Consider the following 25,416-nt stretch of genomic DNA (forward strand, 5'->3'; position numbering starts at 1 on the left):
CACGTGAAACAAGACCTGATTTTATATAAAAAAGTCCGAAAAGAAAATGAAGTTAATCATTTTGCTTTTCGGACTTTTTGTTTAATATTAGATGTTTTTATTCTTTGGCCATAAAGAATAAAACTTCTTTACCAGAAGCTAGATTATCAGAGGTAGCTAAAATTCTAAGTTTAATTGCTTTTGCTACTACGTCTCTTAAACCGATTACTTTGTTTTTAGCATCATTTGGCCAATTAATTTCTTTACTGAAATCGCTGAAGTTTTCACCGTCTTTTGAAATGGCAACTTGAACTCGCAAAATATGACCTATCCGGTCTCGTGAACGAGGTACGTAAACCATCCGGCTCAGCTTATAAATGTGATTAAAATTAAAAGTCAAGTCTAGTGGACTATCTTTACTAATTTGGTCTTTTGAGAGCCATTCACTAGCTAGCTTAAGATCAGTTAAGTTTTCGACTGGAGAATCTTTTTCACTTTCTGCTGTGCTAGTAACTTTTACATTAGAAATTGCATAATCCATTTGATCGCGCTTGGTATGAGTTCCAAAGTATTCAGACCAATCTGATACCTTGTTACCGAATTTATTTCTAATTCTAAACCGATAGCGTGTGTTAGGTTCAAGCTCGTGGAAAGTGAAGGTATCTCCATCAATATTAGTATGAACAATTCCATTAACTTCGATATCAGCCATTATATTTTTACCGACGAAGTTAGTTGGATTAGTCCAAGTAATGGTGATGCTCTTTGAAGTTAAACGGTCCGTCAAAATTGCGGCACTTCTTGGTGAAGCCATAGCTGAATCGATAATAGCATGTTGTTCGACTTCACTACCATAACTAAAGTTTTCAATCGTAAGTTCAAATTTATTGTCATGGATGTCAACAGCTGGCATTTTTACCTTAAGAGCAGGCTGCAGTTGACCTGTAAATTGACCAAATTCTTTGCATGGCACGTAATCTTGCTGGTAGAAAATACCTTCTTCTGATTTGTTAAAGCTATCTAAATCATTATATTCAGGTAGTGGAATAATTTGATCATTTAATTTAAGTGAAACTTTACCAGGATAGCGATCAGCCATGATTGTTAAGATAGTAGCTTGTTTTTCTTCAAGTCCTTCATAGCTTCCCTCGGTTGGATAAACCGTAATATGAAGTTTAGATCCATTAACCGAACTGGTAATTTGTGTTGTAGCTGCATTTCCCTTTTCATAATCATTAGTTTGATTATCATCTTCATATAAGATGGCAGAACTCTTATTTTGTGGATAAACAAGGGCACTTCTAAGTGATTCCTGTAAGATTGCCCCTCCGCGAACGTAAACAGGAAGATGCCACAATGGATAGTGTAACTTATCGTAAATTCTGCCACCGATTAATTTTTTACCAGTAAAGAGATCGATCCACATAGTTCGATGATCAGGCAGGTAAAGATTGTCTTTTAATGAAGCTCCACTTGGATCTTCTCGACCATTAGTAATTGGGGCTATTAATAAGTTGTTTCCTAGCATAAACTCATGTTTTACCTGATTTGTGTAGTTAACTTTTTCGTGCGGGAAGGACAAAAACAGAGGTCTAACAATCGGCATGCCATCTTGAGCAGCTCGGGTAAGAGTATAGAGATAAGGCGTAATTTCTTCCCTAAGTTTTAGGTAAGCGCAAGTAATTCGCGTCATTTTTGCATTAAATGCAAACGGTGTTTTTTGGATATTGCCGTAATTATCAATTGAGTAAAGCAGAGGCGTGAAGACTTTCCACTGTAGGTCACGGATGTTTACTTGAGCATTACCGCCGCCTTCTTTTCCATCAATAGCACTTCCGATATTTGGTTGACCAGAAAGAGACATACTTAAGAAACTAGCAATCTCTGTTGCAATTTGTTCCCACTCGCCTCCTACACCTTCATTTGCGGTGGTAGCTAAGGTTTGAACAGCGCTCCAGCCATTACTTGCCATTGCCCAAGGACGATTAGTTTGGTTTTTATCAACTAAAGGCTCACTAGCAATTGCAAAATCTTGCATAATTTTGTCATTAGCTAAATTAGGAGCTTCTGTCTTAAATTTTAAGAAATTAGCTGGTGCGTTTGCAGGTAAAGCCCCGTAGAAACCAAGTTTTATATTTTGCTCCTTGGCAAAATCAACTAAGTTAGCTAATTCGGTTTCATTTAAAGTTTGCTTACTGTTGTAGTTAGGAACAAACCAGCTAAGTGGAAAATGATGTGAGCGGTAACGTTCAATCATTGCACGAGCAGAAAATTGATACTGCTCTTCACCATTAAGGGAGGACTTAGCAACAATTTCATTATCAGCATGGGCAATTTTATAAGTATTACCATCTTCAAATTTAATGGCATTATTTTCTTGAGGCTTCGCAACACTCCAGCAAGTATCAAGATAGTTACCTAAGTATCCTAGGCCAAGAGCATATTTAGGCAAGAAGAGGGGAGAGCCGGTAATTTTGTAGTACTGACGTAAGATTTCAGCTGGAGAATCTCCTAAAAGATAAAAATTATCAAAAATAGGAGTTTGATGGGTAAGAATAGCAGTATTGCCATTTTCACCTTTAAAGTCATAAATTCCGTTTTTCCAAGTATTGCGCAATTCTGCAAAGCCAGCATTGGACCAGAAAAAGCCTTCTGGACAAACAACTGCACCAGGACCGGTTAAATTAGTATTTTTGATTTCAATTATTTTTCCTTTATGACTAAAGCTTCCATTTTGCATTCCGCCGCCATAATAGAATTCATTTTTATTTTGACGTAAGAATTCACTAGAATAATCTGCTCCTAGTTCAATCGGACTACTTTGCATCATACGATAGCGATGAAGTTGATCATCAAAAATGCTAAAGATTGCAGGATTTTTTTGTAAACGAAGTGAAAATTGACCACTTTTAATCGTGAAAGTTTCATCAGTGACTAAAAGTTGTGATTCTTCAAAAGGACGCAAACTAAAGTTACCTGCGGCAATCGTTAAAGACGGCGACAAAGGTTTAAATTCTGCTGCCGGATCGATAATTAAGCGAAAGATTCCTTTAGCAATAATGTATAGACGTGCTCTTTTTCCATCTGCAAATTGCAGATCGTAGTAGCGAGTACCTTTCGCTACTTGCACTAAACGACTTAATTGTTGTGGTTGTTGGTTGTTAGTAATTTCAGACATATTACATTTCTTCTTTAAATTAAATTTTTCATTTACGTATAGTTCATATTATAACGAAAAAATGCATTTCGTGTTTTTTTAGATTTGACATAAAGCGCTTTCTAGAATATTCTGTAGAAGGTGGTACTAACCAGTTGAAGATTGGATGGGGTTAGAAGATGAAAAAGCCACTTTATCAGCAAGTAATTTTAGATCTTGAAAAGAAAATTAAGACTGAAATGAAGCCAAATAATCGACTGCCTAGTGAAAGGCAACTTTTAAAAGAATATGGTGTGAGTCGAAATACGATTCGATTAGCATTAAATAATTTAGAAGAGCGAGGCATTATTTATCGATTGCATGGAAAAGGTACATTTGTTTCCACAATTTATCTAGATCAGACCAACTTAGGAAGTATGTATTCATTTAGTGAACAGATGTCAGAAGCAGGACACAAGCCAACAACACAAAACCGCACATTAGAGCTTGTTGTTCCCGACGCAGCTGTCGCAAATCAGCTTAATTTGAAAGCTCAAGAAAAAGCGTACAAGTTAGTTAGGTTACGTCTAGCTGATGGAGTACCACTAATGTATGGAGAAACATATTTACCAGAAAGTATTTTTCCGGATCTAAAAATGTCGGATTTAAATGAAAATCATTTGTACACTGTTATGAAGCAAAAATACAATGAACAAAGTGTTCTTGCCTTTGAAGATGTACAAGCGGTTAATTTAGATGAAAGAGACAGTAAGATTTTAGGCGTAAAGCCCGGGGATGCTAGTTTAAAAATTTTTAGACGGGCAATCAATGATAAAAACGTGCCGATTGAATTTACCATTTCTCTAGCTAGAGGGGATAGATTCATTTATCGATCACGGCAATACAATCATTTAGTTTAGTTATCGAAAGGAATAGGCCAATGTTTACAAAAAGTGATGCAGAACTAAAAAAGATGGGCGCAGATATTACTACTAGAGAAATTCAGCAACAACCTTCTTTATGGAAAGAGACTTTTAAGATTTATCAAGAAAAGAAACAAGAAATTGATAAATTTTTAGCTAAAATCAATCAAAAATTTAATAAAGTAAAAGTCATTTTTACAGGTGCAGGAACAAGTGCTTATGTTGGCAACACTGTGATGCCATATTTGAGAAAGCATGCCGATCGTACTAAGTATGATTTTGAAGCAATTGATACTACTAAGATTGTTTCAACACCAGAAGATTATCTTGAAGCGGAAACACCAACAATTCTAGTTTCTTTTGCTCGGAGTGGTAATTCTCCTGAATCAGTTGCAACCGTTGAACTTGCTAAGCAATTAGTTACGAATTTATACCAAATTGCTATTACATGTGCTCCAGAAGGACACTTGGCTCAAGACTTAAAAGATGATCCAAATGGACTTGTTCTTTTAATGCCTGCTAAGTCATTAGATCAAGGTTTTGCGATGACAGGTTCATTTTCATGTATGAGCTTAGCTACTTTGTTGGTATTTGATACTAGAAGTGATGCAGAAAAAGAAACAATTGTTAATGAAATTGCTAAGATGGGCGAAAGCGTAGTTGATCGTGAAGCGGAAATTCAAAAATTAGTTGATACTGACTTTGACAGAATTACTTATATCGGTAGTGGTGCTTTAGGCGGCTTAGCTGAAGAAGCTCGACTTAAAATTTTGGAATTAACAGCTGGAAAAGTTGCGGCTTTATTTGATACTTCAATGGGATTAAGACATGGTCCTAAGTCATTTTTAGATAAGAAGACGATTGTTTTTGACTTTGTTTCAAATAATTCTTACACCAGAAAGTACGATTTAGATATTTTAGATGAGATTAAAGCTGATGAAATAGTTCCATTGGTAATGGGGGTAGGACAACTTAAGAAGGGACAAGACTTTGATGGCAAATTCTTCGCCTTTTCTGGAGAAGAGTTACCAGATGCATATTTAGCATTGCCAGATATTATGTTTGGTCAAACAATTGCCTTGCTTACTTCGGTTAAGGTTGGAAATACTCCAGATACTCCTTCACCAACCGGTACAGTTAACCGTGTTGTTAAGGGAGTAACAATTCACAAATTCATCAAATAAAATTCAAATTTAGAAAACACTTTCAATTTAGAATAGAAGTTAATTTAAGGAGTTAAATACTATGTCATATTATATTCATGCCGGAAAGTTCTTTTTAGAAAATAAAACTGAAAATGGTGGTTATCTTGAAGTTCAAGATGATGGAAACTTTGGTTTATATTATCGAGAAGATGAAAAGCCAAGTCATGGTCTAATTAAGGAATATGGCGATCAATGGATTGCACCTGGTTATGTTGACACGCATATTCATGGCTTGCTTGATGAAGATACGATGAAGAGCGACTGGGAAGGCGTTAATAAGATTTCTGAAGGTTTGCTTCAAGCTGGTGTAACTAGTTGGCTACCAACTACAATTACTGCAAGCGATAAAGAATTAACTGAAACTTGTGAAAAGTTTGCGGCACATAAGGGTGAAGAAACTGGTGCTAAAATTCAAGGATTACACTTTGAAGGTCCATTCTTTACTCCTAAGCATGGTGGGGCAGAAAATCCTAAGTATATGACTGATCCTTCGATTATGCTTTTAAAGAAGTGGCGTAAAGCTTCAGATAACATGTTGATTAAGATCTCAATGGCACCTGAAAGAAAGAATGCCCGTCAATTTGTACGTGAAGCTGTAAAGATGGGCTTAGTAGTTGCTTTGGGACATTCAGATTCTGATTTCGAAGATGCTATTGCTTGTGTTGAAGCTGGAGCTAGCGTCTTTACACATACTTTCAATGGGATGAATGGATTGTCACAACACTCACCTAACATTATTGGTGCTGCATTTTCTTCTCGTTTAACAACGGATGAATTAATTTGTGATGGTCACCACGTTGAAGAGCCAGCTGTTCGCGCCTTAGTAAATGCACGTGGGCCAGAGCATATTGCCTTGATTACTGATTGTATGCAGGCTGGATTAATGCCTGATGGTGATTATGTTTTAGGTGAATTGCCAGTTTATGTTAAGGACGGTATGGCTCGTTTGAAAGATACTAATAACTTAGCCGGCAGTATTTTGCTCTTAAAGGATGCAGTTAAGAATGTAGTGGACTGGAATGTTGCAACACCTGAAGATGCAGTTATGATGGCTAGTTATGTACCAGCTAAGAGTTGTAACTTACTCGATAAGTGTGGTGTGATTAAACCTGATCACCCAGCTGACTTTGTTGTTTTGAATCATGATATGACTGTCAGTGAAACTTATCTAAATGGTGAGTCACGTTACAAGGCTTAAAAGAGTATACTTTTAGTAGGAACTTTAGAAATTCTTAAAAAAGTGGTCACAACCAGTTGACTAGTAAAAGTTAATATACTAAGATTGAAACTGTAGAAAGCGTTTACAGAAATATTTTACGGAATATGGAGGAATCTATATGAATATTGTGGGAGCTAGAATTGATGGACGGCTGGTCCATGGTCAAGTAGCTAATCTTTGGACCCCGAAGCTTCAGGCGGATCGCATTATGGTTGTTGATGAAGATGCAGCAAAAAGCGATATCCAAAAAAGTGGTTTGAGAATGGCTACGCCTCTTACGACTCGTCTTAGCGTTTTGCCAGCACAGGTTGCAGCAGATCATTTGATTCATGAGCGTTATGGTAATCAGCGAATATTTATTGTCGCTAAAAAGCCAGCAGCCTTCTTAGATTTACTTAACTTAGGTCTTAAGCTTGATACTTTAAATGTAGGTACAATGTCTCAAACAGATACTACTAAGCAAGTAACTAAGCAGATTAATGTTGAAGAAAAAGATGTCGAAGATTTTAAAAAGATAGCAGATAAGGGCGTGAAAATCACAGCTCAGTTAACTCCAAGTGATGATTCTCATGACTTTATGAAATTAATGAATGAAAAGATTAAATAGGAGGTCTAACGATGGCTTGGTGGCAAATATTACTACTTACCCTCTATGCTGGTTATGAAATTCTTGATGAATTGCAAATTTATTCATCTTTGAATACACCAGTTGGTGCCGGCTTAATTGCTGGTTTAGTTATGGGCGATTTAAAGACTGGTTTAATTATTGGTGGTGCCATGCAACTTACTGTGCTAGGTGTTGGTACTTTCGGTGGTGCTTCTAAGATTGATGCAACTACCGGTACAGTTTTAGCAACAGCATTCTCTGTAAGTATTAAAGGAATGAGCCCACAAGTAGCTATTTCTTCAATTGCGGTTCCAGTAGCTGCAATTATGGTTCAATTGGATGTTTTAGCAAGATTTGCTAACACTTACTTTGCACACAGAATTGACCACTTAATTGAAGAGAACAACTACAAGGGTATTGAAAGAAACTTCCTCTATGGTGCAATTCCTTGGGCTTTATCTCGTGCAATCCCTGTATTTATTGCTTTAGCATTTGGACGTGGTTTAGTTCAAACTATTGCTAACTCATTAAACGGAAACTTGAAGTGGTTAGGTACTGGTTTAACAGTAGCTGGTGCGGTACTTCCTGCAGTTGGTTTTGCTATTTTGCTTCGCTACTTACCAGTTAAGAAACACATTGCTTACCTAATTATGGGATTCACATTTACTACTTTATTCTCAGTCTTATTCACAAGTATTCAAACTTTAGGTACAGGTCTTCAAGCAGCAAACAAGTCATTTACTGCAACTTTCAACGGCTTGCCAATGCTTGCAATGGCTTTAATTGGATTAGCATTTGCAATCTTGCACTACAAGGATGAAATTAGTGGTAAAGGTGGCAGCGGTAAAGGTGGAACCAAAGAAGCCGCAGCTACTACAGAATCAACTAATGTAGCTTCAGAGGGGGAAATCACCGATGATGAACTCTAAACCAAAATATAAATTAACTGACAAAGACTTTAATCAAATTAACAGACGTTCTTTATTTGGTTTCCAACTAGGTTGGAACTATGAAAGAATGCAAAACACTGGATATTTATTCTTGATCTTGCCACAACTTCGTAAGATTTATGGCGATAATACTCCAGAATTACAAGAAATGATGAAGACACACGTACAGTTCTTTAACACTTCTAACTTCTTTAACACAATTATCACTGGTATTGATTTAGCCATTGAGGAAAATGAAGGTGTTGAAGGTAAGGATACTGTTACTGGTCTGAAGGTTGGTTTAATGGGACCATTTGCCGCAATTGGTGACTCAATCTTTGCTGCTTTGATTCCAACCATCTTCGGTGCCTTGGCTGCTTCTATGGCTTCACAAGGAAACCCAGTAGGTGTATTTATTTGGATTGCCGCTCAAATTGCGATCTGTTTCTTCAGATGGAAGCAACTACGTTTTGCTTATGATAAGGGTGTAACTCTTGTTACTGAAATGAGAGACCGCTTGAATGCTTTAACTGATGCTGCTACAGTACTTGGTGTGTTCATGGTAGGTGCTTTAGTTGCTACGATGGTTAATGTTAAGTTTGCTTGGGTACCACAAATTGGTAAAGTTACGATGGATATCCAAAACAACTTAGATATGATCATTCCTAAGTTATTACCTGCCTTGATCGTCGGCTTTGTTTACTGGTTACTTGGAAAGAAGAAGATGACTTCAACTAAGGCTATTTTAATTGTTTTAGTTCTATCAGTTGTTCTTGGCGGTATTGGTGTTCTTGCTAAGATTTAGCAGTCAATTAAAGGAAAAATATTATGGCAAAAGAATTAGTATTGATCAGTCACGGTAAGATGGCTGAAGAAGTTAAAAAGAGTGCAGAATTAATTATGGGTCCCCAAGAACATATTCATGCTGTATGCTTGCTTCCTGAAGAAGGACCTGAAGATTTTGAAAAGAAGTTTCAAGATACTATTAATGGCATTCCTGAAGAAGATTTAACAGTATTTGCTGATTTAATGGGAGGTACTCCTGCTAATACAGTTAGTCGTTTGATTATGGGTGGTCAAAATATTCATTTAGTTGCAGGGATGAACCTAGCAATGGTGATTGATTGGCTCAATAGTCAAATGATTGGCAATGATTCAGATGCTGTTAATGCTGGTAAAGCTGGAATTGTGGATATCAATCAAATGCTTGCTAGCATGAAGAAATAGATTATTTAGATAGATGTTGAAAACGACTCACGGTGGTAAAACCACACGTGGGTCGTTTTTTATAATAAAAAAATTTATAGATTTATGCGTAATAAACATATGGGATAACCCCTCAAATATTTTTAGAGAGGATTCTATGAGTCGTACCATACTTATTCTGATCAAGATAGGTCGAAACAATTGCAGGATGGCGTGACAAAGATTATCATTAATTCACAAGTTTCAGCTGAAGGTCAGAGCGAAGACTTAAAAGCCTTGGCTAAGCTGATGAACAATGAACCTGTGAATTTAAATAAATATTTTGATTACGCGCAAAGAAGAATTAAGGAAATCAACGAAGATCCAGAAATGAGGGAAAAGATTATGCTTTACGAAACAAGAATGCTAGAACGTGAACAAGCTGCTGGGAAAATCGCATATGCAGAGGGTAGAAAAGACGGTGTTGAACAAGGAAAAGTAGATTCCGCCAAAGTTATTCTTGAGAATCAAATGGATAATGGTAGCACCTTAGAACAAGCTACAGAATTTGTTAGAAATTTGAAATTGATTTCTGATGAAGAATTGAACAAGCTAATTGCCTTGTATAAATAGTTTGTAATTACACAAAGGCTATAAAAAGCTGATAGATTTCATTTCTATCAGCTTTTTTTGTCGAGTAATTTGTTACAATATAAATAATTTGATGATAGCGCTATAATTTACCCTTTTAGAAAGGTCAAGATATGAATAAATTTTGTCCCCATTGTGGGAAACCAATTAAGCCTACGGATCGATTCTGTTCACATTGTGGAAAGTCAGTTATATCTTCCAAATCTGGAAAACAATCGATGCCTAAAAGAAGTGAAATTCACAGCAATAAATTAAAATCACAAAAACGAAATATCATTATTGGAGCAATTATCGCTGTATTTGTCCTTATTCTTGGCGGCTGGGGATTATATCAACATGGTCGAAATTCAGCGGAAAGCACAGTAATTGGTGGCAACGGAAGGCTAACTAATGCTGAGATTAAAAAGATCCCGCGTAAGCAATTAGCAGCTTGGGCAATTCTTTATGCTGATAAAAAATATGGCAAAAAATGGGGCGAAGCAGCCGATGATCTAAGAAGTGGTCACTTGACAATCAGAAGTTATTCAAAATATCGTTTTGGAGATTATGAAATCAGTGCTACTGACGGAAGTACTTTATATGTTATAAATGATCAGGTTGGCTATTTGGTTTCTAAAGATAACAAAGAGATAACTTATGTTGGAAATAAATCTAGCTATAGTAACAGAAGTGTTTTAAATCAGATTTATCCAGAAATTAAATCTGAAAATACGGAGAAAAATGTAAATATTTGGAATGATAATCTATCAATTGTTGATGGTAAAGCAGATGATAGCGATGAAGATGCTAGGAAACAAAGTTCCAAGGCTAGAACAAAATCTAAGCAATCTACGTCTGAAGATAAATTATGGTCAAGCACTCAAAATAATGAACTAATTAGTTACATGGATGAATTTGGGGAGAAAATGCATCAATCGTATGAGCATTATATTGATGGCAAAGATGATCTAGTAACGTTAGCTGGAGAACATTTTCCAAGTGATATTAATGAAAATACTTATCCATTTAAATTGAGCTCTGGAGATCATGATAGTAGGGATCCTAAAGATATGGACAGCATTAAAGTGAAATGGAATCCGCAAGTAACTAGTAAAGATAATGACAGTGATACATATAATGTGGTTGCTATTTTTAATCATAATGGTAAAAGTGCAGAAGGTCATATAACGTATCTGTTCTGTTTTTACCATGGGGAACCTGTTGCCTTGGTTGATCAGACAACAAATGGAGGTTATGTAGTAGTTCACCCAACGGCTAACCAAGACTTAACTTCTCACTTTGAAGAAATTGCGAATAATGATTAAAAAACTACTTGGAGATAAAAATGAAAAATAGAGTATTTATTTTTTTACTAGTAGGATCTGCTGTTTTAGCTATGGCTGGATGTCAAAGCCGTTATAAGCAAGAAAAAGGCAGTAATGAACAAGCTAAAATTATTAAACAAACTAAAACAAATAAAAATGTAAGTATCGTAGGAAGTTATCGTGATGATACTGATGGAGCAGCAATTGCTTTTAATTCTGATCATACTGGAAGATATGTATATGCTGATCCTAAGAATTCAGATACTGATGATCGGTTAACCTGGAAGAAAACTGGTAAAAATACTTATATAATTAGACTTAATGACAATGATGTGAATAGTGCCTTAACTGCTAAGCTTACTGGTAGCACTTTGGTTATATCAGGGGATGACGACTGGAATACAGAAACGTTTAATAAAACAAAGAATAAACTTAATTTGGATGACTTTCTTTCAAGCAAGAAAGTAGAAAGTTCAACATCAAGTAAGGCTAAAAATAATGTGAAAAATTCTAAGTCTACAAATAGTGTTCCAGGTGATGAAGGACTATTTGATATGCCAAATGAATTACGTGGTACATGGTATTTAGCAAATGAAAGCGACGGAAGCGTAAGTAAACTGATAATTGATAAGAATACCATTACTGGTGAGGGATTTATAGAAAAATTGCATAAAATGAATAAGAACTTTGATTTTACCAGTTATGCTCAAAATCATCCGTCTTATCAAGATATGACGAAGGACTGGGCAAGAGTAGTTGTTTTATCTGAAAATGGCGAAAGTAAAGTTAACGTTCGTGGTTGGTTGCAAGGTGCTGGAGCTGGAGAATATTATAATTTAGCTACAGAACATGGACAAAAAGTTTTAGTAATAGGTGGCGGTGCTGAGGCTTGGGTAGATGGCATTGGCTGGAGAAATAGAACCGATGCCGAAAAATATGGAAAAGAAAAATTTAGTGATCTTCATTATCGAGAAGATATTAGTTTAGAAAATAATGATGATTCTGATAGCGCTGCCACAAATGATGAAGATTAACCAATGAATAATTGGAGAAGTTCTTTGGTTAATAATTTATGTACAAAAATAAGCTGATAGAGTAAAAGAACTCTACCAGCTTATTTTATCTAATTAATATACAGCACCATCGTAGAAGTTGTATCTTGGACGGTTGAAATCAAATGTAGCTAATTCGCTCATCTTGATTACGTTGTCTGCAACACCCCAGCTCATCAAGTTGATTGATTCGCCGTATAATTCATCAGGAATTACAAGTAAAACGTATTTACCTTGAGACATTGCATAACCTAATTCCATACCTAAACCAACATCTTCTTCTTTAGGAACGTAAACGCCAAGCATGATGTCGCTAGTTTTAATTCCGACTAAATCTCCATTGTAGGTAGCTTGAGCCCATTCTTTGTCATGTAAATATTCAGGGTGTTCATCAACACGAATGTCTTTGTATTGATTTTGAAGTGGAACATAGCTGTTTTCTAGATCAATAGTTGGGTTAGCATTTAAAGCACTCATTGCATCTTTGTATGCCTTGTTTTGAGTTTCAGTGAACCAACCAGCACCAAAGTAAACTGTCTTTTGTTTTGTCATGGAAAAACCTTTCTTTCTTATCGGTGGAACATTTTTACATTAACTAACTTTAACAAAATTTGAACAAAAGGAACACCCACTTTTGTGTTTTTGAAATCGGTTTTATATAATGAAACTAGAAATTTTTGCTTAGGAAAGGCGGAACCTACTACGAATACTAAAAAAAGTCTTTTCGATCCAGAAGCTGTCTTTGTAACAGATTTAACTGATCGAAATGAAATCTTTAAGACCGTTTCTCAAAAATTATATGACTTAGGCTATGTTAAAGAAGATTTTTTAGGCGATATTATTGAACGCGAAGATAAATATCCAACTGGAATTTCTATGAGACCCTTATCTCGAGAATTGCCTGATGTTGCCGTACCTCATACTGAGGGTAATTATGTTAGCACGCAATTAATTGTACCGATTGCTCTTAGAAACTCTGCAACCTTTAATAACATGGTTAATCCAACTGAAAAGTTAAAGGTAAAATTCCTGTTTTTAATTTTGAACAATGACCCAGATATGCATTCAACTATTTTGGCTAAGATTATGGACTTTTTAGCTGGAACTTCAGTTGATGATCTAAATGAATTATTTAATTCGGATTCAAATGAAGAAATTTATGATTTCTTAGAAACTAATTTTGAAACTGAGAAATAAAAAAAGAAGCTGCTTAGCAGCTTCTTTTTGTCTCCAGATTAAATTATTAAACTCCCGGATAGTCAGTACTTGAGAATGAAAGTGAAAAGTAATCACAGCGCTTATAGCCAACGACTACTTCAACTACTTCTCCTGTAGAAGATAAAATAGTTTTCTTGACTTGGCGTACAACGGGATAATCTTTAGCAATTTTGAGTTGCTGGCTAATTTCACTATCAGCTTTTACAATTGTATCCGTTTCTGTAAAGGGCTCATCGAATAAGTATAATTGCTTATCTTTTTGAAGCGTTTCATAAATACTATGATAGTTATTAGGATCTTTAGCTAAATTTTTATTAATGAATTTAGCTGGAATAAAAGAACGGTGCACCATAAAAGGTGTGTCGTCAATTAAACGCAAGCGTTCAATATAGTAATAACTCTCATATTTTGGTAAACCAAGTTTCTTTAACATTTTAGCTTGGTTATCTTCTTGTAGCTTTAAAACTTTAACTCTGTCTTCTTCTTGTTTATCAGAGAAAACTTCATTATCACTTAAACGGACTAATTTATCCTTTCTTGAGCGTGAAATGAATGTGCCTTTACCTTGATGACGAACTAAGTATCCTGCCTTAACTAGATCTTTAACAGATCTAATAACAGTAATAGATGAAACATTAAACTTTTCTTTTAATTGAGCTTCACTATAGAATTTATCTCCGTATTTAAATTTGCCAGAGATAATTTCTTTCTTTAGCTCGTTTTCAATTTGTAAATATTTTGGAATATCCATAATATATCAATCCTTAAGATAGATTCTCCTAAGATCCATGATATCACGGCTTGAGAGCTTCATGGTAGAACGAAGGTATTCATTGATTCCACCATATTGCTGGTTTAGAACGTGTATGGCATGATCTAAGTATTCTGGATAGACTGACTGAATATCCTTAATAGATTGCAAGACGCGCTTGCTAGAGCCGTCAGCGGCAGCTTGCTTAAGCATTCCATCAACGAAATCTTTCGTGGTAACATTTGTTAAAGTGTAGTCATATTTGATAGTAGTAAAAGGTACACCTAATGCTGATAAAACTAGCAATGCACCGAATCCAGTTCTGTCTTTTCCTGCGGTACAGTGGAAGAGCAGGGCATTTTTCTCTTGATCGTTAGCAAGTAAAAGATCGAAAAACTTACGATAGGCTTTTTGAGCTGTTTGTCCATTAATCATATCTTCATATGCAAAGAACATATGCTTAAAGCCGAATTCGGGATCCTTTTCCGCATTTTCTTCTAAAGCAAAAATCCCTTTAGAAGCGTTAGTTAAGTCATCGCTGAAAACTGGATCAAAAATATATTTTGCACCTTCAGGTACACGATCAGGATGCTCAGTTTTTTCTTTTTCGGTTCTAAAGTCAACGTCATATTTTACGCCGTGTTTTTGCAATAAATCTAAGTCTGATGAAGAAAGATCAGCTAAATTTCCGGTTCTAAGCAATTTATTGTATTTGATAGTTTGACCAGATACGGTTTTATAACCCCCAAGTTCGCGGAAATTGCGACCATTTTGGATGCCAATTAATTTTGTCTCATAATTTTCGCTCATTAATATTTTTCCTCACTAAAGTTATTTAAATACAGTATTATTACTTTAACATATTTTTTCATAAATATTTTAGATTTATTAGATCTATAAAAAGAAAACAAATTTATTAATTGTTATAATTAATGGTAAAATTACAATGTAAAGATGCAAATTCCATTTGGAGATGATTACTTATGGTAAAAGATTATAACAATATTTTAGTTCCTGTTGATGGATCTGAAACAGCAGAGCGTGCATTTGATAAGGCAGTAAAGATTGCTCTTGATAATAACGCTCACTTGGATGTATTAAACGTTATCGATACTCGTCAATTCATGGGGGAAATGCAAGATACTTTGATTTCTGGAGACACCATTTATCAAATGACCCAAGATTCTGAGGAGTATCTTAAGAGCTTAAAAGAATGGGCTAAGGAACATTTTAACTTTACTGATGTTTCTTATCACATTCGTTACGGTTCGCCTAAGAGAATCATTGCGGTTGATTTTATTAAGGACCACCACAATGACTTAATTATTATGGGTGCAACTGGTATGAATGCAGTGGAAAGAATGCTAATGGGAAGCGTTACTGCTTATGTTAACCAACATGCTTTATCTGATGTTTTAATTATTAAGACTGATATTGATAACAAAAAAGTCGCAAAACCTAAGAAAAAATATTTCTAAAAAGCGAACATTAAAAAATCACTCTATTATTTACTAATGGAGTGATTTTTTTATAAAGTGGATCGATCCAATTCAATCAATTAAAAATTACGAGCGCTTTCATTAAAATAATAGTACCCAAGTACGAATATTTTTGGTATGATACATAAGAACGAACGTTAGTACTAGGGAAGGAAGAGCGATGATGGTGAATTTCGATTACAACATTATAAAACGTAACCAAGATTCAGTGGCTCGTTCTTGGGCTGGTTCTTTCTGGGAATCAGTCTTCATTGGTGTTGGCGCTTTCGTTGGTTTTTTAGCGACTTTTAAGACTCGATGTGATTAGCTATTTTTGTCAGCTTATCATATTGAGTCTTTTTTTGTATTTGTCATTTAATGTGTTTCATTAGGAGGAAACGATGAAAAAGTTCAAAAAAGTCTTGGTTGGCCTTTTTGCAATTTTACTTGCTGTTGTTGCAACTGCTTGTTCTAACAAGTCAAATAGTTCAAAAGATGGTTATACACCTAAGTCATTAACTATCCAATTTGTACCTAGTCAAGCTGCTAATAAACTTGAAGCTCGTGCTAAGCCTTTAGAAAAGATGCTTTCAAAGAAACTTGGTATCCCAGTTCATGTTTCAATGTCAACTGACTACAACACTGTTGTTGAAGCAATGAAATCTAAAAAGGTTGATGTTGGTTTCTTGCCACCAGATGGTTACGTATTAGCTCACAAGCAAGGAGCAGCTAATGTTTTACTTCAAGCACAACGCTACGGTGTAAAACAACCAGGTGGTCAAGCTACTAAGAACTTGGTTAACTCTTATAGAGCCGAAATTCTTGTTAAGAAGGGTTCTAAGATTAAGTCTTGGAAAGATTTAAAGGGTAAGAGTATTTCAGTTCAAAACCCAACTTCTTCAGCAGGATATGTTTTCCCAGTTGCTGAACTTGAAGAAAAAGGATTAAACGTTCCAAAAGATTGTAAGTTAGTTACTGTTACTGGACACGACCAAGCAGTGCTTAACGTATTAAATGGCGATACTGACGCAGCATTTGTTTTTGAAGATGCTCGTAACATCGTTAAAAAAGATAACCCTAAAATTATGGACCAAGTTGTTCCAATTTACTTCACTAAGCCAATTCCTAACGATACTATTTCTATTAGAAGCGATATGTCTAAGTCATTCCAAAAGAAACTTGCAAAGGCATTTATTGAAGTTGGTCAATCTAAAGAAGGTAAGAAGATTATCGAATCTGTTTACAGTCACGAAGGCTACACTAAGTCTAAAGACAGCAACTTCGATATTGTTCGTAAATATGACAAGATTATTGCTAAGGACAAGAAATAGTCAATTAAATATAGCTTAGTTAGTAAAAAGATAATTGTCTCTAAAAGATGATTATCTTTTTATGCACTGTAAACAATATAAATATGTTAAGGAGAAATTTAGATTAAATGGCAGCTACTAATCAGCCAATGATTCAACTTAAAGACGTTAGCAAAATTTATGATAACGGAACAGTTGGTTTAAAGGATATTAACTTAAATATTGATAAGGGAGAATTTGTAGTAGTGGTAGGTTTATCTGGTGCAGGTAAATCAACATTACTTCGCTCTATTAATCGTCTACAAGATGTTTCTAAGGGAGATATCTTAATTGATGGTAAATCAATTACGTCTGCTAAAGGAAAAGACTTGCGTGAAATCCGTCGTGATATCGGTATGATTTTCCAAAGTTTTAACTTGGTTAAACGTTCAAGCGTTTTGCGAAATGTTTTAACTGGTCGAGTTGCATATTATCCAACTTGGAAGACAACTTTTAACTTATTTACTAAAGAAGATAAGCAAAAAGCGTATGAAGCATTGCAACGTGTTGATTTGGCAGATAAGGTTTATACTCGCGCAGACCAACTTTCTGGTGGACAACAACAACGTGTTGCTATTGCTCGTGTACTTACTCAAAATCCTAAAATTATTTTAGCCGATGAACCAACAGCTTCTCTTGATCCTCAAACTTCACGTCGAGTTATGCATGACTTAAAGATGCTTAATGAAGAATACGGTATGACAGTTGTTGCTAACCTTCACAGCGTTGAACTTGCTAAAGAGTTTGGAGATCGAGTAATCGGTGTCCGTGCCGGTCAAATCGTTTATGATGGCAAGATGAGTGAAACTTCTCAAGCTGTCTTTGACGATATTTACAATGGCGGAAACGGCAAGAAAGGGGAAGAAGATGCCTAAATCTAAGGAACAGCATTTAGCTGAATTGCCTAAAAAGAAATTTAAAATTATGAACCTTGTTTGGGTCGTAATTATGGTTTTAGGTCTCTTTCTTTCGGTAAATGTAACCAATACGCACATTAGCGTTTTGTTTAATAACTTTAGCCAATTTACCGATATTTTTGTGCAAATGTGTCACCCAGACTGGGGATATGCTGCTACAGCAGTTCCGCTTTTAATTGAAACAATTAAAATGGCTATCTTAGGAACTGTGATTGGTTCAGCTATTGCATTTGTATATTCGCTTTTAATTGCAAGAAATATTGTTAAAAATAAGGCAGTTACTGGCATTTTGAGAGTGATCATGAATATTGTTAGAACTATTCCAGATTTACTTTTGGGTGCAATCTTTGTTGCAATTGTTGGTATTGGACCAGTTGCCGGTGTGTTAGCCTTATCAGTATTTACTTTTGGTGTAGTTGTTAAATTGTTTTATGAAGCAATTGAAACCATTGATCCAGGTCCAATTGAAGCTTTAACTGCTGTTGGGGCAAACAAGCTTCAAATTATCCATTTTGCTGTGATGCCACAAATTATTACTTACTTTATTTCTTATGTTTTATATGCATTTGAAATTAACGTCAGAGCTTCAACAGTTCTTGGATATATCGGTGCTGGTGGTATCGGTCTTTACTTGCAACAAACTCTACAAGTCTTTGACTATGCTAAAACTGGTCTAATTATTTTAATTATTATCGTCGTCGTAGTTCTTATCGACTATGTTTCTACTAAATCTCGGGAGGCGTTGATGAAATAATGGATACTACAATGAAAAAACTACCTCCTAAACCAATTGACACTAAGAAAAAAATTAAGCATTGGGTAATTGCAATTGTTACTGTAGCTTTAATTATTTGGTCATTTGTAGGAATGAACTTTGGGGGAATAAAAGCGACTGCTGGTCAAATTGCCGGTGCTATTTTGGCTGGTATTTTCCATCCAGATTGGTCTTATGTATATAACGGAAGCGGCGAAGATCTAATTTCTCAATTATGGGAAACAATCTGTATTGCTTTCTTGGGTACTTTTATTTCTGCAGTTATCTCATTACCTTTTGCTTTCTGGGCAGCTAACACGCGCCACAAAAAATGGTATACTTCCCGCTCGGGAAAAATTGTTTTAGCTGTTATTCGGTCTTTCCCAGAAATTGTTTTGGCTTTGATGTTTATTAAAGCTGTTGGACCTGGTTCGGCAGCCGGTGTTTTAGCTTTAGGTTTTCACTCCGTGGGGATGCTTGCTAAATTGTTCTCGGAAGCAATTGAGAACCTTGAAGAAGGAGCTAATGAAGCTGTTACAGCAGCTGGTGGATCTAAGTTTAACATTATTATGTTTGCAACAATGCCAAACTTAATGCCAGCTTTAATTTCTAATACTTTGTACCGTTTTGACGTTTCAATTCGTTCAGCATCCATTCTAGGTTTAGTTGGTGCTGGTGGTATTGGTTATCCATTAATTATTGCCTTGCAATATCGTCAATGGAACCGTGTAGGTGTTATCTTAGTTGGTATTATTGTCATGGTTGTCATTATTGACTGGATTTCTGGCTGGATTCGAAAGAAATTAGTCTAATTTATTATTTAAACGAGTAGAATTTTTAGCTACTCGTTTTTATTTTTGTCAAATTCTAAATTTTTTTGTAATATCTACCTATAATAATGATAAGTAAAGGAAAAAAAGAACTTTTTTGTTATAATGGAAGTTGTATTTCAAGGAGGACAATGATGGATAATTTAACTACCATGACATTGGCTGATGATATTGCTTTATCACAAGAAAAAATTATCAACGGTCAACAAGACCTGAATACCAAAAGAATTTATAATGAAATTAATAGTCTAGGCATTCTTGATAAGCCAATCGAAGAATACTTTGATATGACTCAAGATGAATACTACAACAGTGAATCTGATGGTAAATTAACTCTACTTCATTTAGATCAACCACTAAGTGAATTAAGCGATCGCATTTTGACTAATCATGTAGATGGCTATGTTGATAAGGATGAAATTAATTTAACCTATAATCATGAAGATCCATTGCAAGATGGTAGCTATGATCGTGCTACTGACTTACATGTACTTTTATATAGTTTGAAAGTTATTGGTGCTGTCAGAGCAATTGCTCCAGATGACTTAAAAAAGGTTTTGTCTAAAGATGCGGTTTTATCATTGGGTCTTGCCGCTGCTGCTTTGGCAAAAAATTAACCCCAAGGCCAATTAAAGGCCTTTTTTTGTGTGATGAGTGGGGAAGAGTATCATGAAAATTATCAACAAAACCAAAGGTATGATTGATAAGTTTTCCGGGATGACTCGGAAGATGATGCGAAAGAAAAATAATGTTCCATTTGACGGAATGCAAAAATACATGACTGTCGGTGAGTATAACGTTGGAGCACCGGAAGGCACGCCACATGGTGAAGAATATAAGCTTATTGTTTACAAAGATACTGATAATGTTTTGCACCAAGCTTTGCGTTCAGTTGATGCTTCTGATTTAGCACCAGCTTATGTCAGAAAGTTTGATAAAAGATTAAATCGGTATACTGCCTTTGTTAATAAGCGGACCGGGCGTCGTTATATCGTTGAAGATCAGTTAGATCAATTAGTCGACTATGTAAAAAAGCATAGCAGAAAAGGCTATAATTCGATTAATATTGGCGTTTTAACTGATACTCATTATAAAGATACTGATAGTATTGATTTTTATGGCCATAACGGTTTAAGACATGTTAAGGAATTTAATTATCTTGAAGACAAAGACATTTTAGACTTAAAAGCTCATTTAGGCGATTGGATGGATGGGTCTGATCCAGGCTTAGTAGGTGAAGCCGAATTAATTTCCTTATCACGAACATTTCGCTCTAAAAAGACTAATTTTGCTGTGATTAAGGGGAATCATGATGAAAATGACAAATTTGATGAACATCATGATTTAAGGGCTAGTTTTCCTGAAAATGAATTCGAAGATATTATGTGGCCAAGCATGTATGCACAGGATGGCATTCATTACATCACGCGTAAACATGGTGTCGCATACTTCGATAAAGATGATGTCAGAATTATTACCGTTAATACTTCTGACTTACCCTATGAATTAGACGATCAAGGAAAGAAAAAGTATGATACGAAGCTTTCTTTAGCTATTCGTGAAGACCAGATGCAAGAAATTATCGAAATTCTTGAAAATTCAAATGGTAAAACGATTATTTTCATGAGTCATGCTAACCCTATTACTCGCAAGGGAACAAATGCCCTAAAATTCAATGGGCGTTCGCTACATGAATTGATGGTTGCTTTTAATCAACATGAAAAAGGATACCTTAATTCTAGAGACGTTCCTCCTGAATTTACCTTAGCTAATAGCTTTGATTTTACGAAAATTAAGAATGCAAAAATAGTTGCATATTTCTGTGGACACCGTCATACTGAGGACCAATATCGGATTAATGGTATCCAATATATATTTTTTAATTGTTCGGCCCTTATGGGACCAAACCATGCGCTTACTACGCAATATAATAAGCGCTGGAATAGACAAATGGATCATGCTAATGAAGCAGCAGGCTACATTGTAAATGTTGATATTAAAAGACATTTACTACAGGTATTTGGTTATGGTGCGGCTTCTAAGAGAAGATTCTATCGAATTTAGTTTTTGAAATGTAAATAGCTTATAATAAGATATTTTGAGGTGAAAGTTACTTATGTGTGGAATTTGTGCGTTTTTCGATCCCGAATTGAAGGATAAAGACTGTGCTATTCAAGGAATGATGGACACGATCAAGCACCGTGGACCATCTTCAGATGGAAAGTATACCAATGATCATGTGGCTTTAGGTTTTAGACGTTTATCAATTATTGATTTGCGTGGCGGAAGTCAACCTATTTTTAATGAAGATAAAAGTAGAGCAATTATTTTTAATGGTGAAATTTATAACTTTAAACCATTAAGAAAAGAATTAATTGATGCTGGTCACACCTTCACTACTAAAGCTGATACTGAAGTTTTACTTCACGGCTATGAAGAATGGGGAATGGACGGCTTATTGAAGCGCGTTCGTGGTATGTTTGCCTTTGTAATTTGGGATGACAATACTAAGACTTTATATGGTGCACGTGATTTCTTTGGAATTAAGCCAATGTATTATTCAGACCAAAATGGTAAGTTGATCGTTGGTAGTGAATTGAAGAGCTTCTTAGCTTATCCTGGCTTTAAGAAGGAATTAAATACTGAAGCAGTTAAGCCATATTTAATGAATCAATACAATGACTTAAAGGAAACTTTCTTTAAGGGGGTTTACCGCTTCCCAGCAGGTCACTGGTTTGAATATAAAGATGGTAAAATGAAGACTCATCAATACTGGGATGCTAAGTATGTTGAGAATAGCTTAAGCTTTGAAGAAACTTTAGATAAGATCAACGAAGATTTAAAGGAAACTGTTGACTTATATAGAAACGCTGACGTACCAGTTGGTGCGTTCTTATCTGAAGGTATTGATTCTTCTTACTTAACTAGCTTACTTGATCCTGAAGATGTCTTTTCAGTTTCTTTTGATGATTCAACTTATAACGAAGCATCAAAAGCTAAGGCACTTTCTGATTTACATGGCTGGAAGTTCTTCGCTGATAAGGTTGATGCAGATGAAGCCATGCGCGACTTCCCAGAAATGCAATATCACATGGATGAACCAGATGCTAACCCATCAATTATTCCATTATGGTACTTGTGTAAATTGGCTAGAAAGCATGTTACTGTTGCTCTTTCTGGTGAAGGTGCTGATGAATTATTTGCTGGTTATGTAAACTATGGAATGCATACGCATAACGACGTAATCAAGGTCTTTACTGCCGGTTTGAAGAAATTACCTAAGAAGAGCCGTGTTCGCTTAGCTCATAAGATTAAGAAGATGCCTAACTTCCCAGGTAAGGTACATATGTACACTAACTTAGCAGAACCAAGCGAGTTTTACGTTGGTCAATCCGTAATTTATGATATGGATTATCCGACTATCTTTACTTCTAAAGATGCTAATAATATCTTACGTGATAAGTACAAGAATGATTTGACAGTTAATGGCATTTATCAAGAAGACTTCAAGAAAGTTAAGAATATTGATGAAGTTAAGCAAATGCAATATATTGATCTTCACCACTTTATGCTTAATGATATTGAGCAAAAAGCAGATAAGATCTCAATGGCTCACTCATTAGAGTTACGTGTGCCATATCTTGATAAGAAGATTGCAGAGCTTGCTAACTCAATTCCAACTAAGTATTTAGTTAACCGTCATGATACTAAATATGCTCTTCGTAAGGCCTCTGAAAAAGTCTTGCCAGAAGAATGGGCACAAAGACCAAAGCTTGGCTTTCCAACTCCAATCAAGCAATGGCTTAAGGAACCTAGATTCTATAAGCAAGTTAGAGAATTGTTTACTGAAGACTTTGTAAATGATATTTTTGACCAGAAGAAGATTGTTAAATTACTTGATGATAACTACAAAGGCGATGGCTCAGCTCGTCGTCAAATCTGGGCAATTTACACTTTCTTAGTATGGTACAAGTTGTTCTTTGTTGACTATGATGAAACTGTTAAAAAGTATCAGCATGTTCAACCAGAGGTTGCAGAGTTAATTGAAAGTGGCAGACTTGTTTAATTAAAGTTAGAGAGAAGTACGGATACGAAATGGTACAAGCAAAATTTACTCCTATTTTATTAGGTAGCGACATCAATGTTTATGGAATGGCACGTTCATTCAATGAAGCCTATGGAATTAAGGTTCAAGCATGGGCAGCTAGCCAATTAGCAGCAACGCGTTACTCTAAAATTGTTGATGTGGAAGTTCATGAAGGCTTTGAAGAAGATCCAGGCTTTATGAACGTAATGAAGCAGAAAATTGAAGAATACAAGAATCACCCAGAACCAGTTATTTTAATCGCTTGTGGGGATGGATATGCAGAATTACTTGCTAAGCACAAAGATGAATTAAAGGATACTTTCGTTGTTCCTTATATTGATTATGACTTGCTAGAGAAGTTAATTTCTAAAGAGGGATTCTACGAAATTGCTGAAAAATATGGTCTTCCATATCCACATACTAAGATTGTGACCATGGATGACTACAAGGCTGAAAATTACTTAAATTTACCATTTGATTATCCAATTGAATTAAAGCCAGAAGATCCTGTTTCTTGGTTAAATTGTCAATTTGAAGGCCGTAAAAAGGCATTTACTATTCACGATGAAACTGAATTAGTCGATATTGTAGGCAAGATTTATACTAACGGTTATACTGAAGACTTGATTTTGCAAGACTTTATCCCAGGTGATGATTCTAATATGCGTGTTCTTAATGCCTACGTTGATAAAGACCACAAGGTTAAGATGATGTGTCTAGGCCATCCACTTCTTGAAGACCCTACTCCACAGTCAATCGGTAACTACATGGCAATTTTGCCAGCATTTAGTCAAAAACTTTATGATACAGTTCAATCATTCCTTGAAAAGTTGAATTACACAGGAATGGCCAATTTTGACATTAAATATGATCCAAGAGATGGAGAATACAAGTTCTTTGAAATTAACTTGCGTCAAGGTCGTTCAAGTTTCTATGTAACTTTAAATGGCTATAACTTGGCTAAGTGGTATGTAGATGATTATGTAGAAGATAATTTAAAAGATAAGCCAACTGTATATGGTAATAAAGATGGTGCTAACTACATGCTTTGGCTTGGGGTTCCTAAGAAAATCTTTAAGGAATATGCTTATGATAACGGCTCAAAGCGTTTAGCTGAAAAATTAATTGATGAAGGTCATTATGGTACTACTGTCTTTTACGATAAAGATCGGAGTTTCAAACGTTGGCTATTAATGCGTTATATGTTCCACAACTACTATGCTAGATACAAGAAGTACTATGAGGTAAATAAGGGGCAATATTTTGAAGAAGAAGCTAAGAAGTTAAAAAAACAAGCACTTCGTGATGGCCAACAAGAAAACCATGAAAATGAAATTTAGTTAAGAAATACCCTCTAAGTAGAATGACATTGCTTAGAGGGTATTTTTGTATCTAAAAGTATTAAAATAAAGATGATAGGAAAGCTACTTGAGAAAGTAGGAAAATAGAATGATTGACTGGGGATTAATGGCTCTATGCATAGTAACGATGTTACTAGGATTTTTTGAGCTGTACCGTACTTTTAGATTTTATAAATGGGATAAAAAAACTAAAGAAATGCCAACTGCACCTTATGTGATTTATTTTGGAACGTTTTTTAGTGGGGTATTAATTGTCGTGTCAGCTATGTTTATGATGGGGAATACTTCATTGACACTTCCTAAAATTTTTTACATAATTTTGGGAATTATTCTAGTGGTCGTGGCAGTTTTAATGTATCGTCGTGGGCACCAAATGGCGAAGAAATTAGGTAAGGATGATAGTAATATTGCTGTTTGGCAAACCTATTTGATTAGCACAGTAATTTTAATTACTGGTTTGATTAATTTTCTTAGATGATAA

Annotated in this window: 26 protein-coding genes; 22 read left to right on the forward strand and 4 right to left on the reverse strand. The window is 35.3% G+C overall.

Going from position 1 to position 25,416, the window contains the following annotated elements:
- Positions 1 to 97: 97 nt before the first annotated feature.
- Positions 98 to 3,157: a DUF5110 domain-containing protein gene (locus F3I00_RS00675; protein WP_020806638.1), complete on the reverse strand. Its 3,060-nt coding sequence runs from the start codon at positions 3,155 to 3,157 to the stop codon at positions 98 to 100.
- A 158-nt stretch (positions 3,158 to 3,315) separates the two neighbouring features.
- Between F3I00_RS00675 and F3I00_RS00680 the strand changes: the two genes are divergently transcribed.
- The 10 genes from F3I00_RS00680 (at position 3,316) to F3I00_RS00725 (ending at position 12,172) form a co-directional block, all read left to right on the forward strand.
- On the forward strand, positions 3,316 to 4,035 hold the full coding sequence (locus F3I00_RS00680; protein WP_003649624.1) for a GntR family transcriptional regulator: 720 nt from the start codon (positions 3,316 to 3,318) through the stop codon (positions 4,033 to 4,035).
- Positions 4,036 to 4,055: 20 nt separating this feature from the next.
- Positions 4,056 to 5,222, forward strand: coding sequence for an SIS domain-containing protein (locus tag F3I00_RS00685; protein ID WP_020806637.1), 1,167 nt, complete (start codon positions 4,056 to 4,058; stop codon positions 5,220 to 5,222).
- Positions 5,223 to 5,283: 61 nt separating this feature from the next.
- Positions 5,284 to 6,441, forward strand: a complete 1,158-nt coding sequence (gene nagA / locus F3I00_RS00690) for an N-acetylglucosamine-6-phosphate deacetylase (RefSeq protein ID WP_020806636.1) — start codon at positions 5,284 to 5,286, stop codon at positions 6,439 to 6,441.
- Positions 6,442 to 6,580: 139 nt separating this feature from the next.
- Positions 6,581 to 7,069: a PTS sugar transporter subunit IIB gene (locus F3I00_RS00695; RefSeq protein ID WP_020806635.1), complete on the forward strand. Its 489-nt coding sequence runs from the start codon at positions 6,581 to 6,583 to the stop codon at positions 7,067 to 7,069.
- A gap of 11 nt (positions 7,070 to 7,080) precedes the next feature.
- Entirely contained in the window at positions 7,081 to 7,998 is a 918-nt protein-coding gene (locus tag F3I00_RS00700) for a PTS sugar transporter subunit IIC (protein ID WP_020806634.1), read from the forward strand.
- Positions 7,985 to 8,803, forward strand: coding sequence for a PTS system mannose/fructose/sorbose family transporter subunit IID (locus F3I00_RS00705; protein ID WP_020806633.1), 819 nt, complete (start codon positions 7,985 to 7,987; stop codon positions 8,801 to 8,803). The genes F3I00_RS00700 and F3I00_RS00705 overlap by 14 nt, the downstream gene beginning before the upstream one ends.
- 23 nt (positions 8,804 to 8,826) lie before the next feature.
- Positions 8,827 to 9,225 carry a PTS sugar transporter subunit IIA gene (locus F3I00_RS00710; protein ID WP_003647965.1) on the forward strand — a complete coding sequence of 133 codons (399 nt, stop codon included), beginning with the start codon at positions 8,827 to 8,829 and terminating at the stop codon, positions 9,223 to 9,225.
- 180 nt (positions 9,226 to 9,405) lie between these two features.
- Positions 9,406 to 9,816 (forward strand): hypothetical protein, encoded by a 411-nt coding sequence (locus F3I00_RS00715; RefSeq protein WP_020806632.1) that lies wholly within the window; start codon positions 9,406 to 9,408, stop codon positions 9,814 to 9,816.
- Positions 9,817 to 9,947: 131 nt separating this feature from the next.
- Positions 9,948 to 11,138: a zinc ribbon domain-containing protein gene (locus F3I00_RS00720; RefSeq protein ID WP_024273003.1), complete on the forward strand. Its 1,191-nt coding sequence runs from the start codon at positions 9,948 to 9,950 to the stop codon at positions 11,136 to 11,138.
- A gap of 20 nt (positions 11,139 to 11,158) precedes the next feature.
- The gene (locus F3I00_RS00725) at positions 11,159 to 12,172 is read left to right on the forward strand and encodes a lipocalin/fatty acid-binding family protein (protein WP_020806630.1); all 1,014 of its coding nucleotides are present in this window, start codon (positions 11,159 to 11,161) and stop codon (positions 12,170 to 12,172) included.
- A gap of 93 nt (positions 12,173 to 12,265) precedes the next feature.
- Here the strand turns inward: F3I00_RS00725 and F3I00_RS00730 are convergent, their stop codons facing one another.
- Positions 12,266 to 12,742, reverse strand: a complete 477-nt coding sequence (locus F3I00_RS00730; protein WP_003649616.1) for a nucleoside 2-deoxyribosyltransferase — start codon at positions 12,740 to 12,742, stop codon at positions 12,266 to 12,268.
- Positions 12,743 to 12,826: 84 nt separating this feature from the next.
- Between F3I00_RS00730 and F3I00_RS00735 the strand changes: the two genes are divergently transcribed.
- Positions 12,827 to 13,387 (forward strand): PTS sugar transporter subunit IIA, encoded by a 561-nt coding sequence (locus tag F3I00_RS00735; RefSeq protein WP_020806629.1) that lies wholly within the window; start codon positions 12,827 to 12,829, stop codon positions 13,385 to 13,387.
- A 46-nt stretch (positions 13,388 to 13,433) separates the two neighbouring features.
- On the opposite strand, the gene F3I00_RS00740 is transcribed toward F3I00_RS00735, so the two are convergent.
- Both F3I00_RS00740 and F3I00_RS00745 read right to left on the reverse strand, forming a co-directional pair.
- Positions 13,434 to 14,159, reverse strand: a complete 726-nt coding sequence (locus F3I00_RS00740; RefSeq protein WP_003649614.1) for a GntR family transcriptional regulator — start codon at positions 14,157 to 14,159, stop codon at positions 13,434 to 13,436.
- 6 nt (positions 14,160 to 14,165) lie between these two features.
- Positions 14,166 to 14,969: a tyrosine-protein phosphatase gene (locus F3I00_RS00745; protein ID WP_003649613.1), complete on the reverse strand. Its 804-nt coding sequence runs from the start codon at positions 14,967 to 14,969 to the stop codon at positions 14,166 to 14,168.
- 173 nt (positions 14,970 to 15,142) lie between these two features.
- On the opposite strand from F3I00_RS00745, the gene F3I00_RS00750 reads away from it, so the two are divergent.
- The 11 genes from F3I00_RS00750 (at position 15,143) to F3I00_RS00795 (ending at position 25,413) form a co-directional block, all read left to right on the forward strand.
- The gene (locus F3I00_RS00750) at positions 15,143 to 15,637 is read left to right on the forward strand and encodes a universal stress protein (protein WP_020806628.1); all 495 of its coding nucleotides are present in this window, start codon (positions 15,143 to 15,145) and stop codon (positions 15,635 to 15,637) included.
- Positions 15,638 to 15,818: 181 nt separating this feature from the next.
- Positions 15,819 to 15,965 (forward strand): hypothetical protein, encoded by a 147-nt coding sequence (locus F3I00_RS10685; RefSeq protein ID WP_172620131.1) that lies wholly within the window; start codon positions 15,819 to 15,821, stop codon positions 15,963 to 15,965.
- Positions 15,966 to 16,038: 73 nt separating this feature from the next.
- Entirely contained in the window at positions 16,039 to 16,968 is a 930-nt protein-coding gene (locus F3I00_RS00755) for a phosphate/phosphite/phosphonate ABC transporter substrate-binding protein (protein ID WP_003649610.1), read from the forward strand.
- Between the two features lie 107 nt (positions 16,969 to 17,075).
- Entirely contained in the window at positions 17,076 to 17,861 is a 786-nt protein-coding gene (phnC, locus tag F3I00_RS00760; protein ID WP_003651369.1) for a phosphonate ABC transporter ATP-binding protein, read from the forward strand.
- Entirely contained in the window at positions 17,854 to 18,657 is an 804-nt protein-coding gene (gene phnE / locus F3I00_RS00765) for a phosphonate ABC transporter, permease protein PhnE (protein ID WP_003649608.1), read from the forward strand. Before phnC ends, phnE (F3I00_RS00765) begins: the two co-directional genes overlap by 8 nt.
- The gene (gene phnE / locus F3I00_RS00770; RefSeq protein WP_020806627.1) at positions 18,657 to 19,469 is read left to right on the forward strand and encodes a phosphonate ABC transporter, permease protein PhnE; all 813 of its coding nucleotides are present in this window, start codon (positions 18,657 to 18,659) and stop codon (positions 19,467 to 19,469) included. Before phnE (F3I00_RS00765) ends, phnE (F3I00_RS00770) begins: the two co-directional genes overlap by 1 nt.
- A gap of 152 nt (positions 19,470 to 19,621) precedes the next feature.
- Complete coding sequence (locus F3I00_RS00775) at positions 19,622 to 20,104, forward strand: hypothetical protein (protein WP_003651367.1); 483 nt, start codon at positions 19,622 to 19,624, stop codon at positions 20,102 to 20,104.
- 52 nt (positions 20,105 to 20,156) lie between these two features.
- On the forward strand, positions 20,157 to 21,551 hold the full coding sequence (locus F3I00_RS00780) for a metallophosphoesterase (RefSeq protein ID WP_020806626.1): 1,395 nt from the start codon (positions 20,157 to 20,159) through the stop codon (positions 21,549 to 21,551).
- 52 nt (positions 21,552 to 21,603) lie between these two features.
- On the forward strand, positions 21,604 to 23,553 hold the full coding sequence (asnB, locus tag F3I00_RS00785) for an asparagine synthase (glutamine-hydrolyzing) (RefSeq protein WP_020806625.1): 1,950 nt from the start codon (positions 21,604 to 21,606) through the stop codon (positions 23,551 to 23,553).
- Positions 23,554 to 23,582: 29 nt separating this feature from the next.
- Positions 23,583 to 24,914: a carboxylate--amine ligase gene (locus F3I00_RS00790; RefSeq protein WP_003649604.1), complete on the forward strand. Its 1,332-nt coding sequence runs from the start codon at positions 23,583 to 23,585 to the stop codon at positions 24,912 to 24,914.
- Positions 24,915 to 25,023: 109 nt separating this feature from the next.
- The gene (locus F3I00_RS00795) at positions 25,024 to 25,413 is read left to right on the forward strand and encodes a hypothetical protein (RefSeq protein ID WP_003649603.1); all 390 of its coding nucleotides are present in this window, start codon (positions 25,024 to 25,026) and stop codon (positions 25,411 to 25,413) included.
- Positions 25,414 to 25,416 lie beyond the last annotated feature (3 nt).

It is taken from the genome of Lactobacillus sp. JM1 (genome assembly GCF_009834385.1).
Classification (GTDB): Bacteria; Bacillota; Bacilli; order Lactobacillales; family Lactobacillaceae; genus Lactobacillus; species Lactobacillus paragasseri.

Excerpts from the sequence above, each read along its gene's own strand:
- F3I00_RS00675 (WP_020806638.1), bottom strand. The coding sequence starts at position 3,157 with ATGTCTGAAATTACTAACAACCAACAACCACAACAATTAAGTCGTTTA.
- F3I00_RS00680 (WP_003649624.1), top strand. The coding sequence starts at position 3,316 with ATGAAAAAGCCACTTTATCAGCAAGTAATTTTAGATCTTGAAAAGAAA.
- F3I00_RS00685 (WP_020806637.1), top strand. The coding sequence starts at position 4,056 with ATGTTTACAAAAAGTGATGCAGAACTAAAAAAGATGGGCGCAGATATT.
- nagA (WP_020806636.1), top strand. The coding sequence starts at position 5,284 with ATGTCATATTATATTCATGCCGGAAAGTTCTTTTTAGAAAATAAAACT.
- F3I00_RS00695 (WP_020806635.1), top strand. The coding sequence starts at position 6,581 with ATGAATATTGTGGGAGCTAGAATTGATGGACGGCTGGTCCATGGTCAA.
- F3I00_RS00700 (WP_020806634.1), top strand. The coding sequence starts at position 7,081 with ATGGCTTGGTGGCAAATATTACTACTTACCCTCTATGCTGGTTATGAA.
- F3I00_RS00705 (WP_020806633.1), top strand. The coding sequence starts at position 7,985 with ATGATGAACTCTAAACCAAAATATAAATTAACTGACAAAGACTTTAAT.
- F3I00_RS00710 (WP_003647965.1), top strand. The coding sequence starts at position 8,827 with ATGGCAAAAGAATTAGTATTGATCAGTCACGGTAAGATGGCTGAAGAA.
- F3I00_RS00720 (WP_024273003.1), top strand. The coding sequence starts at position 9,948 with ATGAATAAATTTTGTCCCCATTGTGGGAAACCAATTAAGCCTACGGAT.
- F3I00_RS00725 (WP_020806630.1), top strand. The coding sequence starts at position 11,159 with ATGAAAAATAGAGTATTTATTTTTTTACTAGTAGGATCTGCTGTTTTA.
- F3I00_RS00730 (WP_003649616.1), bottom strand. The coding sequence starts at position 12,742 with ATGACAAAACAAAAGACAGTTTACTTTGGTGCTGGTTGGTTCACTGAA.
- F3I00_RS00740 (WP_003649614.1), bottom strand. The coding sequence starts at position 14,159 with ATGGATATTCCAAAATATTTACAAATTGAAAACGAGCTAAAGAAAGAA.
- F3I00_RS00745 (WP_003649613.1), bottom strand. The coding sequence starts at position 14,969 with ATGAGCGAAAATTATGAGACAAAATTAATTGGCATCCAAAATGGTCGC.
- F3I00_RS00750 (WP_020806628.1), top strand. The coding sequence starts at position 15,143 with ATGGTAAAAGATTATAACAATATTTTAGTTCCTGTTGATGGATCTGAA.
- F3I00_RS10685 (WP_172620131.1), top strand. The coding sequence starts at position 15,819 with ATGATGGTGAATTTCGATTACAACATTATAAAACGTAACCAAGATTCA.
- F3I00_RS00755 (WP_003649610.1), top strand. The coding sequence starts at position 16,039 with ATGAAAAAGTTCAAAAAAGTCTTGGTTGGCCTTTTTGCAATTTTACTT.
- phnC (WP_003651369.1), top strand. The coding sequence starts at position 17,076 with ATGGCAGCTACTAATCAGCCAATGATTCAACTTAAAGACGTTAGCAAA.
- phnE (WP_003649608.1), top strand. The coding sequence starts at position 17,854 with ATGCCTAAATCTAAGGAACAGCATTTAGCTGAATTGCCTAAAAAGAAA.
- phnE (WP_020806627.1), top strand. The coding sequence starts at position 18,657 with ATGGATACTACAATGAAAAAACTACCTCCTAAACCAATTGACACTAAG.
- F3I00_RS00775 (WP_003651367.1), top strand. The coding sequence starts at position 19,622 with ATGGATAATTTAACTACCATGACATTGGCTGATGATATTGCTTTATCA.
- F3I00_RS00780 (WP_020806626.1), top strand. The coding sequence starts at position 20,157 with ATGAAAATTATCAACAAAACCAAAGGTATGATTGATAAGTTTTCCGGG.
- asnB (WP_020806625.1), top strand. The coding sequence starts at position 21,604 with ATGTGTGGAATTTGTGCGTTTTTCGATCCCGAATTGAAGGATAAAGAC.
- F3I00_RS00790 (WP_003649604.1), top strand. The coding sequence starts at position 23,583 with ATGGTACAAGCAAAATTTACTCCTATTTTATTAGGTAGCGACATCAAT.
- F3I00_RS00795 (WP_003649603.1), top strand. The coding sequence starts at position 25,024 with ATGATTGACTGGGGATTAATGGCTCTATGCATAGTAACGATGTTACTA.